Annotated in this window: 17 protein-coding genes and 1 pseudogene; 10 read left to right on the top strand and 8 right to left on the bottom strand. The window is 70.3% G+C overall.

Annotated features, from left to right (window positions below):
- Positions 1 to 897, top strand: an 897-nt coding sequence (locus Q7P21_RS13675) for an AMP nucleosidase (protein WP_304177500.1), incomplete at its 5' end; no start/stop codon positions are given.
- Here the strand turns inward: Q7P21_RS13675 and Q7P21_RS13680 are convergent.
- Positions 894 to 1634, bottom strand: a complete 741-nt coding sequence (locus tag Q7P21_RS13680) for an alpha/beta fold hydrolase (RefSeq protein WP_304171337.1) — start codon at positions 1632 to 1634, stop codon at positions 894 to 896. The two genes, Q7P21_RS13675 and Q7P21_RS13680, sit on opposite strands and share 4 nt — an antisense overlap.
- 48 nt (positions 1635 to 1682) lie before the next feature.
- Between Q7P21_RS13680 and Q7P21_RS13685 the strand changes: the two genes are divergently transcribed.
- The 5 genes from Q7P21_RS13685 to Q7P21_RS13705 all read left to right on the top strand — a co-directional run bounded on the left by Q7P21_RS13685 (position 1683) and on the right by Q7P21_RS13705 (position 5113).
- Positions 1683 to 1865 (top strand): oxidoreductase-like domain-containing protein, encoded by a 183-nt coding sequence (locus Q7P21_RS13685; RefSeq protein WP_304171339.1) that lies wholly within the window; start codon positions 1683 to 1685, stop codon positions 1863 to 1865.
- Between the two features lie 38 nt (positions 1866 to 1903).
- A complete protein-coding gene (locus Q7P21_RS13690) occupies positions 1904 to 2680 on the top strand; it encodes a tyrosine-protein phosphatase (RefSeq protein ID WP_304171340.1) in 777 nt (258 codons plus the stop codon).
- A 71-nt stretch (positions 2681 to 2751) separates the two neighbouring features.
- Complete coding sequence (locus Q7P21_RS13695; RefSeq protein ID WP_304177501.1) at positions 2752 to 3921, top strand: alanine--glyoxylate aminotransferase family protein; 1170 nt, start codon at positions 2752 to 2754, stop codon at positions 3919 to 3921.
- A 102-nt stretch (positions 3922 to 4023) separates the two neighbouring features.
- The gene (locus Q7P21_RS13700; RefSeq protein WP_304177503.1) at positions 4024 to 4188 is read left to right on the top strand and encodes a hypothetical protein; all 165 of its coding nucleotides are present in this window, start codon (positions 4024 to 4026) and stop codon (positions 4186 to 4188) included.
- 76 nt (positions 4189 to 4264) lie between these two features.
- On the top strand, positions 4265 to 5113 hold the full coding sequence (locus Q7P21_RS13705) for a dienelactone hydrolase family protein (RefSeq protein WP_304177505.1): 849 nt from the start codon (positions 4265 to 4267) through the stop codon (positions 5111 to 5113).
- On the opposite strand, the gene tadA is transcribed toward Q7P21_RS13705, so the two are convergent.
- Positions 5110 to 5553, bottom strand: coding sequence for a tRNA adenosine(34) deaminase TadA (gene tadA / locus Q7P21_RS13710; protein WP_304177507.1), 444 nt, complete (start codon positions 5551 to 5553; stop codon positions 5110 to 5112). The two genes, Q7P21_RS13705 and tadA, sit on opposite strands and share 4 nt — an antisense overlap.
- A 12-nt stretch (positions 5554 to 5565) precedes the next feature.
- Here tadA and Q7P21_RS13715 point away from each other — a divergent pair, with 12 nt between their 5' ends.
- Positions 5566 to 7269: a pseudouridine synthase gene (locus Q7P21_RS13715; RefSeq protein ID WP_304177508.1), complete on the top strand. Its 1704-nt coding sequence runs from the start codon at positions 5566 to 5568 to the stop codon at positions 7267 to 7269.
- On the opposite strand, the pseudogene Q7P21_RS13720 reads toward Q7P21_RS13715, so the two are convergent.
- Positions 7223 to 8128, bottom strand: a pseudogene (locus Q7P21_RS13720) (enoyl-CoA hydratase/isomerase family protein); the annotation flags it as partial. The gene Q7P21_RS13715 and the pseudogene Q7P21_RS13720 overlap by 47 nt on opposite strands.
- On the opposite strand from Q7P21_RS13720, the gene rsmD reads away from it, so the two are divergent.
- The gene (rsmD, locus tag Q7P21_RS13725) at positions 8025 to 8600 is read left to right on the top strand and encodes a 16S rRNA (guanine(966)-N(2))-methyltransferase RsmD (protein ID WP_304171978.1); all 576 of its coding nucleotides are present in this window, start codon (positions 8025 to 8027) and stop codon (positions 8598 to 8600) included. The pseudogene Q7P21_RS13720 and the gene rsmD sit on opposite strands and share 104 nt — an antisense overlap.
- Here rsmD and Q7P21_RS13730 read toward each other — a convergent pair.
- On the bottom strand, positions 8586 to 8861 hold the full coding sequence (locus Q7P21_RS13730; protein WP_304171976.1) for a YjhX family toxin: 276 nt from the start codon (positions 8859 to 8861) through the stop codon (positions 8586 to 8588). The genes rsmD and Q7P21_RS13730 overlap by 15 nt on opposite strands.
- 258 nt (positions 8862 to 9119) lie before the next feature.
- Here Q7P21_RS13730 and Q7P21_RS13735 point away from each other — a divergent pair, with 258 nt between their 5' ends.
- On the top strand, positions 9120 to 9893 hold the full coding sequence (locus Q7P21_RS13735) for a MerR family transcriptional regulator (protein ID WP_304171974.1): 774 nt from the start codon (positions 9120 to 9122) through the stop codon (positions 9891 to 9893).
- 34 nt (positions 9894 to 9927) lie between these two features.
- Here Q7P21_RS13735 and mutL read toward each other — a convergent pair whose 3' ends face one another.
- Positions 9928 to 11817, bottom strand: a complete 1890-nt coding sequence (gene mutL, locus Q7P21_RS13740; protein ID WP_304177510.1) for a DNA mismatch repair endonuclease MutL — start codon at positions 11815 to 11817, stop codon at positions 9928 to 9930.
- 63 nt (positions 11818 to 11880) lie between these two features.
- On the opposite strand from mutL, the gene Q7P21_RS13745 reads away from it, so the two are divergent.
- A complete protein-coding gene (locus tag Q7P21_RS13745) occupies positions 11881 to 12840 on the top strand; it encodes a TraB/GumN family protein (protein WP_304171772.1) in 960 nt (319 codons plus the stop codon).
- A 55-nt stretch (positions 12841 to 12895) separates the two neighbouring features.
- Here the strand turns inward: Q7P21_RS13745 and Q7P21_RS13750 are convergent, their stop codons facing one another.
- The 3 genes from Q7P21_RS13750 to Q7P21_RS13760 all read right to left on the bottom strand — a co-directional run.
- Complete coding sequence (locus Q7P21_RS13750; RefSeq protein WP_304177512.1) at positions 12896 to 13453, bottom strand: DUF3035 domain-containing protein; 558 nt, start codon at positions 13451 to 13453, stop codon at positions 12896 to 12898.
- A gap of 79 nt (positions 13454 to 13532) precedes the next feature.
- Complete coding sequence (gene lspA / locus Q7P21_RS13755; protein WP_304177513.1) at positions 13533 to 14048, bottom strand: signal peptidase II; 516 nt, start codon at positions 14046 to 14048, stop codon at positions 13533 to 13535.
- On the bottom strand, positions 14041 to 14280 hold a 240-nt coding region (locus Q7P21_RS13760), incomplete at its 5' end, for a hypothetical protein (protein ID WP_304177515.1). The genes lspA and Q7P21_RS13760, both read right to left, overlap by 8 nt.

Here is a 14280-nt window from a genome sequence, read left to right on the forward strand (position 1 = left end):
CTGACCCACTACACCGGCGCCCCGGCCGAGCACGTGCAGCAGTTCATCCTGTTCACCAACTACCACCGCTATGTGGATGAGTTCGTCCGCTGGGGCTGCCAGCAGCTGAAGGCGGGCGGGCCCTATACCGCGCTCTCCGCCGCCGGCCGGGTGATGGTCACGGCCGACACGCCCAATCCGGAACAGGCCGTGGCTGACGGCGCCTGGCGCAGGCACCAGATGCCCGCCTATCACCTGATGGCCGAGGGCCGGGCCGGCATCACCTTGGTCAATATCGGGGTGGGCCCCTCCAACGCCAAGACCATCTGCGACCACCTGGCGGTGCTGCGGCCCCAGGCCTGGCTGATGATCGGCCACTGCGGCGGGCTGCGCGGCTCCCAGACCATCGGCGACTATGTCCTGGCCCACGCCTATCTGCGCGACGACCATGTGCTGGACTCGGTCTTGCCGCCGGAAATCCCGATCCCGGCCATCGCCGAGGTGCAGGTGGCCATGAACCGGGCCGCCGAGCTGGTCACCGGCGAGACCGGCGAGCCGCTCAAGCGCCGTCTGCGGACCGGCACGGTGGTCACCACCGACGACCGCAACTGGGAGCTTCGCTATTCCTCCAGCGCGCTGCGGTTCAACCAGTCCCGCGCCGTGGCCATCGACATGGAAAGCGCCACCATCGCCGCCCAGGGCTATCGGTTCCGGGTGCCCTACGGGACCCTGCTCTGCGTCTCCGACAAGCCGCTGCACGGCGAGCTGAAGCTGCCCGGCCAGGCCAACGCCTTCTATGAACGCGCCATCGGCCAGCACCTGCAGATCGGCATCGCCACCATGGACCTGCTGCGCCAGGAAGGGCCCAGGCTCCACTCCCGCAAGCTCCGCAGCTTCGACGAGCCGCCGTTCCGCTAGGCCAGGAACGCGACCAGAGCCTCGCGGAACGCCCGGCCGGCGACGGCGGTCCCGTGATCGCCCGGAACCTGCACGAACCGCCCGCCCAGCCAGTCGGCCAGGGTCTGGCCGGAGCCGTTGTCGTGGTCGTCGCGGCCCATCAGCACCAGGGCGGGGATCTTGATCCCCCTGATCTCGGCCTCGGTGGTCGGCTGGAACGAGGCCAGCACCCCCAACATGGCTTCGGGCTTCAGGCCCTGGTCAGCCATCAGCTTGTGGAGCGCCCCACCCATGGCGGCGTCCTGGGCAGCCGGGCCACGGCGGATCGCGTCCTCGAAGGCCTCGGCGCGGGGGCCGGCCTCCATGATCGCGGTCTCGCCCATGCCGCCGATGACCAGGCGCTGGGGCCGCAGGCCGCCAGCGATCGCGCGGATCGCGGTGCGCCCGCCCATGGAATAGCCGCCGAGATCGTAGTCGATGAGGCCCAGGTGGGCGACCAGCTCCACCACGTCGCGGGCCATGACATCAGCAGGCCAGAAGCCGGGATCGGTTGGCGCGTCGGATGCGCCGTGGCCCCGGGCGTCCGGCGTGATCACCTGGCGGCCGGCTTCGACCAGGGCCTGGACCAGGCGCGGCGCGGCCCAGTTGCGCGCGCCGCTCGACAGGAAGCCGTGCAGCAGCATGACCGGTCGGCCCTCGCCCTGGACGCCATAGGCGATGCGAACCCGATCAGAGGTGGTGAAGTGGTGGTCGGTCATGGCCGCGAGGATTGCCTGTCTCGGCGGCCGGGCGCTACACCCGCGTTGATGAGCCCGCCCGTCGTCCCCCGTCCGCCCACGCGCCCCGACGACGCCGAGTGCTGCCATCGCGGCTGCTGCCCCTGCATCTTCGACTATTATGACGGGGCGCTGGAGCGCTGGCGCAAGCGGATCGAGGGCCTGGGGCTCGATCCGGACCAGGTGCTGGCGGAGATGACGCCCGCGACGTGAGATTGCGCCGGGCCCGCATCCGGCAGTAGATCAGGCTCATGACCCGTCACATCCCCCTCGAGGGCGTCGAGAACTTCCGTGACTTCGGCGGCTATGACACCGCCTGCGGCCGCGGCCTGAAGCGCGGCGTGCTCTATCGCTCCGCCAACCACGCCAACGCTACTGAGGCCGATCTGGCCGCCATGCGCGACCTGGGCGTCGAGGTGATCGTCGATCTGCGGCGCCCGCTGGAGCGCCAGCGCGAGCCTTCGAGGCGCTGGGAGGGCTTTTCCGGCCGGGTGATCGAGAACGACATCGAGGACGCCCAGGGCGACTGGGCGACCCTGTTGGCCAGCGTCCCCGATATCGACGGAAACTGGTTCTATGAGGACAGCATCGGCTTCTATCGCCGGGGCCCCTTCGAGGCCCGGCACGTGGATCTGTTCAGCCGCTACTTCCAGGCCCTGGCCGAAGCCGACGGGGCGGTGGTGGTGCACTGCGCGGCGGGCAAGGACCGCACCGGCATGATCTGCGCCTTCACCCACCATATCGCCGGGGTGCATCGCGACGACCTGGTCGCCGACTATCTGGCGACCAACCACGAGGGCCGGATCATCCATCGGGTGAATTTCCTGCGCGACTACGTCAGGAACCTCACCGGCAAGACCCTGAGCGACGACGCCCTGCGCGTCGCGGTCAGCGTCCATGAGGCCTATCTTGATACGGCGCTCAGCGAGATCGAGGCCCGCTGCGGCTCCATGGACGCCTATCTGCGCGACATCCTGGGGATCGATGACGCCCACCGCCAGCGGATCGCCGACAAGATCCTGGCCTGACGCCAAGATTGCCTCCGCCGCCGTCCCGGCCTAAGCGTCCCGGCCCAAAGCCAAGACCGGGGACGAGACACATGCAAAGCTTCCAGCCGCCGCGCCGCATCCTGATGGGCCCTGGCCCCTCCGACGTCAGTCCCCGCGTGCTGGCCGCCCTGGCCCGCCCGACCATCGGCCACCTGGACCCCGAGTTCCAGAAGCTGATGGAGGAGATCAAGGCGGCGATGTCGCGGCTGTTCAACGCCCCTGACCATGCCTGCGTGCCCCTGCCGGCCCCCGGCACGGCAGGTATGGAAGCGGCGATCATGAACCTGCTGGAGCCCGGCGACCGGGCGGTGATCGCCGTCAACGGCGCCTTTGGCGGTCGCATGGCCGACATGGCCGACCGGGCCGGCGCCGAGGTGATCAAGGTCGAGTTCGACTGGGGTCTGCCGGTCGACCCGGCCAAGGTGGAGGAAGCCCTGAAGGGTGGCCCGGTGAAGGTGCTGGCCTTCGTCCACGCCGAGACCTCGACCGGCGCGCGCTCCGACGCCGCCGCGCTGTGCGCGCTGGCCCGCAAATACGGCGCCCTGTCGGTGGTCGACTGCGTGACCTCGCTGGGTGGGATCGTCGTCGACGTCGCCGCCTGGGACGCCGACGTGGTCTATTCCGGCACCCAGAAGTGCCTGTCGGCCCCTCCGGGACTGTCGCCCATCGCGCTCTCCAAGCGAGCTCAGGCGGCGATCAGCGGCCGCAAGACCAAAGTCCGCAACTGGCTCCTGGATTTCAATCTGCTGATGGCCTACTGGGGCGGCGACGGCGGCCGGACCTATCACCACACCGCCCCGATCAACGCGCTCTATGGGCTGCACGAGAGCCTGGTCGCCCTGTTCGAGGAGGGCCAGCAAGCCGTCCTGGTTCGCCACGCTCGCACCCATGAGGCCCTGGCTGCGGGCCTTGAGGCGGCCGGCCTCAAGCTGCTGGTCGCCGAACCCTATCGCCTGCCGCAGCTGAATGCGGTGCTCGTGCCGGATGGCGTCGATGAAGCGGCGGTGCGCACCCATGTGCTCGCCAAGTGGGACCTGGAGATCGGCGCCGGCCTTGGCCCCCTCAAGGGCAAGATCTGGCGCATCGGCCTGATGGGCGCCTCGGCCACCCCCTGGCACGTGCGCCTGTGCCTCAGCGCCCTGTGCGAAGCGCTGGAGGCCCAGGGCTTCAAGACTGACACCAAGGCGGTGCTCGCCGCCGTGGACGCCAAGCTGGCCTGACGCGGGTCAGGTCCCGGCGAATTTAGCCGCCGGGCGAGGGATCGGGATCGCCCCGGGCGGGTTGTTCTCTCAGGCGTCGCACGCGTCGCCGGGGAGACAGCCATGGAAAAGTCGCGAGACGAGTTTCTGCACCGCTGCAATGTCGCCAACTACACCCGCCAACTCCGCTTCGCCCCGGACGGTCCGAAGCGGAAGGCCCTGATGGCCCTGTTGGCCGAGGAGGGCGTTCGCGCCCGCTCCAATGGCTGGTTCCCGATCTTCGGATAGGACGCGGGGTGACGCCGCGCCGGGCTTGAGGGATAGTTCCTGGGCTGGCCCATTTCGGCCGCCTTGGGAGACCCTCATGCTGGACGATCAGACCGACGCCCTTTCGCGACGCGATTTCACCGCACTCACCGTCGGCGCCGCCGGCGCCGTGGTCGTGGCCACGGGCGCCCAGGCCGCCGAGGTCGTCGAGAGCGACGTGACGATCAAGACCACCGACGGGTCCTGCGACGCCGCCCTGTTCCATCCGGCCGGCAAGGGCGCCTGGCCCGCCGTGCTGATCTGGCCCGATGCGCTCGGCCTGCGACCGGAATTTCGCGCCATGGGCAAGCGGCTGGCGGCCGAGGGTTATGTCGTCCTGGTCCCCAACCCCTTCTACCGCTCGCGCCCGGCCCCGGTGTTCACCGGCCCCTTCGACTTCGCCAATGCCGACGACCGCGCCAAGCTGGCCCTGATCCGCGCCCCGCTGACCCCCGACGCGGTGACCCGCGACGCCGTCGCCTTCGTCGCGTTCCTCGACGCCCAGAAGGTCACCAACCGGAAGGCCAAGGCCGGGGTCCAGGGCTATTGCATGGGCGGGCCGATGACGATGCAGACGGCGGCGGCCCTGCCGGCCCGGATCGGCGCCGGCGGCTCGTTTCATGGCGGCGGCCTGGTGACAGCCGCCCCGGACAGCCCCCATCTGCTGGTCCCCAAGATCAAGGCGCGGTTCTATTTCGGCGTCGCCATGAACGACGACCAGCGCCAGCCCGACGCCAAGGACCAGCTCAAGGCCGCCTTCGCCGCAGCGAACGTCCCAGCCAAGATTGAGGTCTATGACGGCGCCCTGCACGGCTGGTGCGTGCCGGGCTCGGCCGTCTACAACCCGGCTTCCGCCGAGCGCGCCTGGGGTGAATTGCTGGCGCTGTACAAGGCGGGGCTGGTCTAGGATTTTCGCCGCCGCGCCCGGAAGAACCCTCGCAGCAGTTCGGCGCTCTCCAGCGCCAGCACCCCGCCGGTGACCTCGGGCCGCCAGTGACACGTCGGCTGGTCGAAGAACTTCGGGCCATGGATCACGGCGCCGCCCTTTGCGTCGTCGGCGCCGAACACCAGGCGGCCGACACGGGCGTGGCTGATCGCGCCCGCGCACATGGCGCAGGGTTCCAGCGTCACCACCAGGGTCAGACCGGTGAGCCGATAATTGCCCAGCTTGCGGGCCGCCTCGCGCAGGGCGACGATCTCGGCGTGGGCGGTCGGATCATGGCTGCCGATCGGACCGTTTGAGCCGATGGCGATGACCTCCTCGGTGGCTGGATCGACCACGACGGCGCCCACGGGGGTCTCGCCCCGTGCGGCGGCGTCTTGCGCCGCCTGCAGGGCGATGCGCATGGTGCGATGATCATGATCCACGACCCCCAACGAACCCAGGACAGCCCCGAAGGTCAAGGCGCAGGTGAAAGAGTCGCCAAGGCGCTGGCCCGCGCCGGCGTCGCCTCCCGCCGCGATGTCGAGCGTCTGATCGAGGCCGGACGGGTCGCGATCAATGGCAAGACCCTGACCACGCCGGGGGTGAAGGTGGAGCCCGGCGACATCCTCACCGTCGACGGTGAGGTGGTGAACGAGGCTGAGCCCGCCCGCCTGTTCCGCTATCACAAGCCCGTCGGCCTGGTGACCACCCACAAGGATCCGCAAGGCCGCCCGACCGTGTTCGAGGCCCTGCCGCCCGAGCTGCCCCGGCTGATCTCGGTCGGCCGCCTGGATCTCAATTCCGAGGGCCTGCTGCTGCTGACCAATGATGGTGAGCTGGCCCGCGCCCTGGAAATGCCCAATGCGGAGATCACCCGCCGCTATCGGGCCCGCGCCCATGGCCGGATCACCCAGGAGCGGCTCGACGTCCTGAAGGACGGGGTGGTGGTCGAAGGTGTCCGCTATGGGGCCATCGAGGCCCGGCTCGACAAGGCCAAGGACGGCCCGTCCGGCGCCAACCTCTGGATCACCGTCACCCTGGCCGAGGGCAAGAACCGCGAAATCCGCCGGGTGCTGGAATATCTGGGGCTGCAGGTGAACCGCCTGATCCGCCTGTCCTATGGCCCCTTCGCGCTGGGAACCCTGCGCGAGGGCGAGGTCGAGGAGGTGGGGCCGCGCGTGATTCGCGAGCAGCTGGCCGCCCATATCGAACCCGACAACATGCCCAAGGGCGATCGTCCGCAATATATGCCCAAGCGCCGTCCGGGCGCCGGTCGTCGCGCGCCGGGCGAACCCGATCCCGGTCTGGTCGCTGCGGCTCAGGAACCGTCGCCTGCCGCCCGCAGCAAGGAAAAGCCGGAGTACAAGTCCGGCTGGGCCAAGCCGAAGAAGAAGGTCGGCCACGCCGCCAAGACACAGGGCAAGGCGCCGTCCAAGCCCGGCCCCGCCGTGATCGGTCCCGGCAAGCCGCGTGGCGACCGCCCCCGGCCTGTGGTGGCAGCGGCCGAACGATCCCGCGCCGAGACCGGCCTCAACGCGCGCGGAACCCGCGACCGGCCCGCCAAGTCGGCGCCGCGCGATGCCGCCGCCGCCCAGGCCGACAAGCCGCGCAGCGCGCCGGCCCGTTCTGGTGCGCCGCGTCCCGCCTATGCCGGCAAGCCTCGCCCCGCGAGCGCTGACAAGGGGCCGCCAGGTCTCAACGCGCGGGGAACCCGTGATCGTCCGGCCAAGCCGGCCCCTCGTCCGGAAGGGCCGCGCCCGGACAAGCCCCGCGCCGAGCGCCCGGCCTTCGACCGCCCGGATTACGCAAAGGCCGATCGGCCCAGGCCCCCCCGCTCCGATCGACCGACGTCCGACAAGCCGCGTCCCGAGCGCAGCTTCGCCGGGAAGCCCGCGTTCAAGGACTCCGGACCACCACGGGCGAGCGCCCGTCCCGCATCCGAGCGACCAAAGTCCGACAAGCCAGGCCCGGAGCGCAGCTTCGCCGGAAAGCCTGAGTTCAAAGGCTCTGGATCGCCGCGGGCGGACGCCCGGCCTTCAGGCCCTCGCGGGCCGAAGGGGTCTTCATCACCTCGACAAAGCTCAGACGCTCGTCCCTCAGGCCCTCGGCCAGGGGGCGGTCCAAAGCGGCGCGGGTGAGCCGCTTGGCGTAGGCGACCCCGTCGGGGCCCTTGGCCTCGAACTCGGCGGCGATTTCCAGGGCGCGGCCCAGGGGATCGGCGACCACTTCGTGCACCATGCCGATCTCGCCGGCTTCCGGACCGGTGACCGTGCGGCCGCGCAGGATCATCTCCAGGGCGCGCGCCTCGCCGATAATGCGGGGCAGGCGCTGGGTCCCGCCGCCGCCCGGGAAAATGCCCACCCGGGTTTCCGGCAGGCCGATAGCGGTGACGTCCGCGCCGGCGATGCGGATATCGCAGGCGAGCGTCATCTCGAAGCCGCCGCCCATGCACAGGCCATTGATCGCCGCGATCACCGGCTTGGGTGCGGCGGCGATGACATCGACCATCTCGCCAAAGGTCCCGCCAGGCTTGCCGCCGCTGCCGCCAGCCGGGGCGGGCGGCGCGCCGGCCAGGCCGTCGGACATCACCGACAGCTCGCCCACATCATAGTGGCGCACGAAAATCCCCGGCACGCCGCCGGTGATGACGATGGCGCGGACGGTCGGGTCCTCGGCGGCGGCGCTGAGCGCGGCCAGCATCTCCACCGAGCCTTGGGCGGTCATGGTCCCGAAGGGTGGGTTGGCGTAGGTGACCAGGCGCGTCGCGCCCCGCTGTTCGACCGTGACCAGGCCCATGGCGTCTTCCCCCTTGCGTTCTTTCTGTTGGCGCGAAGCTTGGATCGCGCGGCGGGTCGGGGCAAGGTCCCGCGCCTCGACCCCCGAAGGATCTCCCATGCGCATCGTCTCCGGCGAATTTCGCGGCAAGGCCCTGATCGCGCCCTCCGGTCCGGCCACCCGGCCCACCTCCGACCGCGCCCGCCAGGCGATCTTCAACATCCTGGAGCACGCCGCCTGGGGCCCGGAATTGCGCGACGCGCGGGTCATCGACCTGTTCGCCGGCTCCGGCGCGCTGGGTTTTGAGGCCCTGTCGCGAGGCGCGGCCTTCTGCCTGTTCGTCGAGACCGACGAGGCGGCGCGGGGCGCGATCCGCGAGAACGTCGACGCGCTCAGCCTGTTTGGCCGCACCCGGGTGCATCGGCGCGACGCCACTGATCTCGGCCAGCGCCCAGGGAGCGATGGTCCGGCCTTCGCCATCGCCTTCCTCGACCCGCCCTACGCCAAGGGCCTGGGCGAGACGGCGCTGGCCCGCCTGGCCGAAGGCGGCTGGCTGGCGCCCGAGGCCATCGTGGTGTTCGAGCGCGGCTCTGACGAACCGGACTTCGACGCGCCGGGCTATGAAAAGCTGGATGCGCGCGACTACGGCGCCGCGCGCGTCCATTTCCTGCGGCTTTCGTCACCAGCCGCGTGAGCTGGTGCGGTTGTCGAGCTGGGCCCGCAGATTGATCAGTCCCTCGCGGGTGATGCGATAGGGCCGGCCGTTCTGGCTGGAGATCAGTTTCTTCCTCTTGAGGTCCTTGAAGAGGGCGAGATCGCAATCGGCCAGGCGCCAGCCCTCGCGGGTCAGGCATTCGGCGTCGATGATGGTTCCGCGCTCATCGCGTTCAAGCACGATGACACCGCCCTGGGCCAGGGCGTGGAGGGTCCGCTGCAGCGGCTTGGAAATGTTCAAGGGATCGTCCGGGTTCAGGCATGAGACAGCGCGCCCGCTCCAGGGGGGCGCGGACGAAGGGCCTGAATCGCCAATGGCTACGAGGACGCCGGTCGGCGGTTAGGCCCGGGCCTCGAACGCAATCTCGGACATGAACTCCCCAGAGATCTGAACCAGCGACCATCCTAGGACGTCGCGAAAAGACCGCAAGAGGCGCCTCTTGACCCTCCCGTCGCGAGAGGTCCCAGTGATCGGTCCGTCAGCAACGGGCGAGGAGCCATGGGTGTTTTCACGGTGGGCGAGGTGGCGAGGCTTTCGGGCCTCTCGATCCGCGCCCTGCGCCACTATGACGAGATCGGGCTCCTGAAGCCCATGACCGTCGGCGAGAACGGTTACCGCTACTACGGACCGGATGAGCTTCTGCGCCTGCAGCAGATCCTGTTCCACCGGGAGCTTGGCCTCCCCCTGGACGAGATCCGCCTGGCCCTGGACGCGCCGGACTTCGATCGCGTGGCCGCCCTCAAGGCGCATCGCATGCGGCTGGCCGCCGAGGCCAGGCGCTACCGCGAGCTGGTGAAGACCCTCGACAGCACCCTCGCCGCCCTCGAAGGAGACGGAAAGATGGACGAGAAAGCGATGTACAAGGGGTTTGATCCCAAGAAGCAGGCGGCCCATGAGGCTTGGCTGGTTGAGCACTACGGCGCGGAGATGCAGGGCCGGATCGATGAGGCCAAGGCCGGCGCCAAGGACTGGAAGCAGGCCCAGTTCGACGCCGCCCAGGCCGAGTTCGACGCGATCGAGACCGCCATGGCCCAGGCTTTGGCCCAGGGCTTGCCGCCTGACTGTGCGGCGGTGGGGACTTCGGTTCGTAAGCTCCATGCCTGGGTCGCAAGGTCATGGAACCGAACCCCGACCGCGGAGGCTTTCGCTGGCCTCGGACACCTCTATCAGGAGAACCCGGAGTTCCGGGCCCGCTACGAGGCGCGGGCTGCGGGACTAACGGACTACCTGGCCGCGGCGATGAAGCACTTCGCAGAGACCGAGCTGGAATAGCCCCCTCGCGCCGAAGAGCCGGGCGAGGGTTCGATCACCGCCGTCCGAACAGCCGCTCTATGTCGGCCAGCTTCAGTTCGACATAGGTCGGGCGGCCGTGGTTGCACTGGCCGGAATGGGGGGTGGCCTCCATCTGGCGCAGCAGGGCGTTCATCTCCGGGGCGGTCAGGCGGCGGCCGGCCCGGACCGAGCCGTGGCAGGCCATGGTCGAACAGACCTCCTCCAGCCGCTCCTTCAGCGCCAGGGCCTGGCCGTTCTCGGCCAGGTCATCGGCGATGTCGCGGATCAGCCCGGCGACATCGGTTTCGCCCAGCAGGGCCGGGGTCTCCCGCACCAGGATCGCACCGGGCCCGAAGGGTTCGACCATCAGGCCCAGGGCCGCCAGTTCGTCGGCCTTGGCGGCCACCCGCTCGGCCTCTGCCGGATCAAGCTCGACCACCTCGGGCAGCAGCAGGGCCTGGCGGGAGACGCCGCCCTGCGCCATCTCCACCTTCATCCGCTCATAGACCAGCCGCTCATGGGCGGCGTGCTGGTCGACGATCACCACCCCGTCGCGGGTCTGGGCGACGATATAGGTCTCGTGCACCTGGGCCCGGGCGGCGCCGAGCGGAAAGTCGACCGGGTCGAAGGTCACGTGCGCCGTCGGGCCCTCGGCCATGCCGGGTGAATAGGCGGCGTCGGGATAGTCGGAGCGGGCCGAGACCTCGGTCAGTCCGGGCAGGGCCTGGGCCAGGGCCGCGGCCATGCCGCCGCCGCTTCCCGGCGTCGGGTTCCAGCCCCCCATCCGCCAGGCCGAGAACCCTTGAGCCGGGGGCGGCGGGATATAGCCGGGGACATATCCGCCCGGGCGGCTTTCGGGCCGGAAGCCATTGAGGGCGTCAGTGGCCACGGTGGTCGCCGCCCGGTGGCCGGCGCCGGCCAGGGTATGGCGCAGGCCGCCGACGATCAGGCCGCGCACCAGGGACGGATCGCGGAACCGCACCTCGGCCTTGGCCGGGTGGACATTGACGTCCACCTGCGACGGATCGAGCTCCAGATAGAGCGCCACCAGCGGATGGCGGTCGCGGGCCAGGAAATCGGCATAGGCGCCGCGCAGGGCGCCCTGCAGCAGCCGGTCGCGCACCGGCCGGCCGTTGACGAACAGGTACTGGTGGGCGGAGTTGCCGCGATTGAAGGTCGGCAGGCCGGCGAAGCCCGACAGCTTCACCCCCTCGCGCTCATAGTCGACGGCCAGAGCGTTGTCCTGGAAGTCCCGGCCCATGATCGCGGCCAGGCGGGCGAGGCGGCCCTCCGGCCCCTTGCGCTCGGCCGGCAGGCGCAAGGTGCGGCGGCCGTCGATGTCGAGGGTGAAGCTGACGGCTTCATGGGCCATGGCCTGGCGCTTCAGTTCCTCGGCGATGGCGAGCGATTCGGTACGCTCGGACTTCATGAACTTCAGCCGGGCGGGGGTGGCGTAGAACAGGTCGCGCACCTCGACCCGCGCCCCATGCGGCCCGGGGAAGCCTGAGGGGGTCACCTGGCCCACGGCGCCGCCCTCGACCAGGATCGCATGGGCCTCGGCCTGGCCCTTGGCCCGGGCGCTGATGGAAAGCCGCGCCACCGAGCCGATGGAGGGCAGGGCCTCGCCCCGGAAGCCCAGGGTGGAGATCTGCAACAGGTCGTAGTCGCCGTGGACGTCGGGCCCGAGCTTGGAGGTGGCGTGGCGCTCAATGGCCAGCGGCAGCTCCTCGGCGGTGAGGCCCTGGCCGTCATCGGCCACCAGGATGCGGGTCAGGCCGCCGCCGTCCGCCTGGACCTCGACCGACGCCGCCCCGGCGTCCAGGGCGTTCTCCACCAATTCCTTGACCGCGCTCGCAGGACGTTCGACCACTTCGCCAGCGGCGATGCGGTTGACGGTTTCGGGCGGAAGGCGGCGGATCGGCATGGTCAGTCAGGCTCCAGCCTCTCAATATAGGACGATTCCGGGGGGGCGCCCGGATGGTGTGACATGACGCGGACAAGACATCTCCTCGGCCTGGCGGCCGCCTGCCTTCTGGCGCTTCCGGCCGTGGCCCAGGCGCCGCCCGCGCCGGACCCCAATGATCCCGACGCCGTACTGGTCGAGGAGCTGGTGGTCACCGCCCGGGATCGCGGCCCGGCCTGGTGGCGGGTCTCGGACGGCGATTCGACCGTCTATGTGCTGGGCGTGCCGTCCAACATGCCCAAGAGCTTCGCCTGGGACGACGCGGTGCTCGAACGCCGGCTGACGGGCGCCAACCGGGTGATCCTGCCGTTCAACAATGTCGGGGTGGGTGTGCTGGGCGCCCCAGGGGTGCTGTTCGACCTCGCCCGCATGAAATCCAAGACCCCGATCGAGGAGACGCTGGACCCGGCGCTGAGGGCCCGCTTCGTCGCCGCCCGCACCCGGGTCGGCCAGCCCGCCAAGCGCTACGCCCTGAAGAACGGCCTGGCCGCGGGCATATTGCTGGTCTCCGACTATCGCGAGGCCGCTCACATCACCGCCGCCGATCCAGCCAAGACCATCGCCCGCCTGGCCAAGGCCCGGAAGCTGAAGATCGAGACCAAGGTCTATCCCCTGGGGCCGATCATGGGCGCCGCGCTCCGGACCTCGCCGGCGGCCCAGCGGGCCTGCCTGGACGATGCGCTCGATGAGGTGGAGGCTGGTGAGGGCAGCGCGCGCCGCGCCGCCCAGGCCTGGGCCGAGGGCGAAGTGCGCGCGGCGCTGGGCGGCGAGCGGGGCTATGAGAAGTGCCTGAACGCCGCGCCCGGGGCCGGCGATCTCGACGCCCGGTTGAAGGCCGATCAGGCCGGCGCCATAGCGGCGGCCCTGAAGCAGCCAGGCCACGCCGTGGCGGTGGTGCAGCTACGCCCCTTGCTGGCCCAGGGTGGGGTGCTGGACCGCCTGCGCGCCCAGGGCTTCACGGTGAAGACGCCGGGCGAGGAGTAGAAAATGGCCTGCTCTCCCCCAAGACGCGCTTCGCGCCGGGGGAGGAGCGTGAGCTCTACAGGCCCGGTAGCTTGAACCGGGTCGGCTTGGTGCGGGCGATGATCACCGGCTTGTCGCCGAGCACGGTCTTGATCCGGGCTTCCTCGGACACCGCGTCCACGGGCGCGGGCGTGTCGCCCTCGGCCATGGTCGGGCCGGCGGCCTTGGGCTGCCCGGCCTTCCAGAACATGACCTTGTCGGCCCAGCTCTTGTCCTTGTGGGCGATATCGCCGTTCTCGTCGTCGACCACGAAGCGGATCAGCGGGTCGGCCTTGTCGGCGCCGGCCTTGGCGACCAGCATCTTTTCGCCGTCGGACCGGTCCTGGGCCTCGCGGACGCCCAGCAGGGCGGCGCGGGCGGCGCTTTCAGGCTGCAGCTCCTGCGGGCGCGGCTCACCGGGGGCCGGCGGGCGCAGGGCGTAGTCAGGCGGCACCACCAGGGGGGCCTTGGCGACGACGCGGAATTCATCGGGGGTGACCTTGGTCATGCCCAGGGCCTTGCGGGTGGATTGGCACCCGGCCAGACCCACGGCCCCGACAAGGGCGGTCATAACGATCACTCGGTTCAGACGCATGAAGTACAGGCTCCGTAGGGCCGCCCCCGGCCGGGAAGGAAAGATCGATAGCGCAAACGGCAAAATACGCCAACGCGCATTAGCTCGCCTTGGGTTCGCGACGCGCGGAATCCAGCAGCAGGCAGATGACGCCGATCGTGATGGCGCTGTCGGCGACATTGAAAACCCAGGGGAAAAAGCCCAGTCGGGTGACGTCGATGAAGTCCACCACCGCCCCGAACCGCACCCGGTCGATGGCGTTGCCGATGGCCCCGCCGATCACCAGACCCAGCCCCAGGCCCATGAAGGGCCGTTCCGCCCTGCGGGTCCAGGCGGCAAGCAGGGCCGCGACCCCCAGGGAAAAGGCCGTCAGTCCCCAGCGCAGCAGGTCCTCATTGCCGCGCAGCAGACCGAAACTCATGCTGCGGTTCCAGACCATGGTCAGGCTCAGAGGCCCAGCCACCGGTACGGTGATCCGCAGCGGCAGGTTCAGCCCCTCCAGGATCCAGACCTTGCTGATCTGGTCGAGCAGGATGGTCGCCGCCGCCAGGCCATAGGCGATCCAGCCCAGGGGCGTGGCGAAGGGCGCAGGCGAGGCCGGTGTGTCCTCAGCCACGGGCGGCGTCCCAGGCGGCCACGGCCTCGGCGTCACGCAGCGACAGGTCCGGATAGCGCGGGTCGGAGCCGACCTCCGGCAGGATGCGCCAGGACCGGGCGCACTTGCGGCCCTCGGCCTTCAGCGGTTCGACGGCGACGCCGGGAACCTCGGCCAGGCGGAAGGCCTCGGCCGGGCCCTCGCCTTGCGAGAGGACAGCCTGGCTGGTGCGGAACACCTCGGCGGCGTCCAG

It is taken from the genome of Phenylobacterium aquaticum (assembly GCF_947378715.1).
GTDB lineage: Bacteria > Pseudomonadota > Alphaproteobacteria > Caulobacterales > Caulobacteraceae > Phenylobacterium > Phenylobacterium aquaticum_A.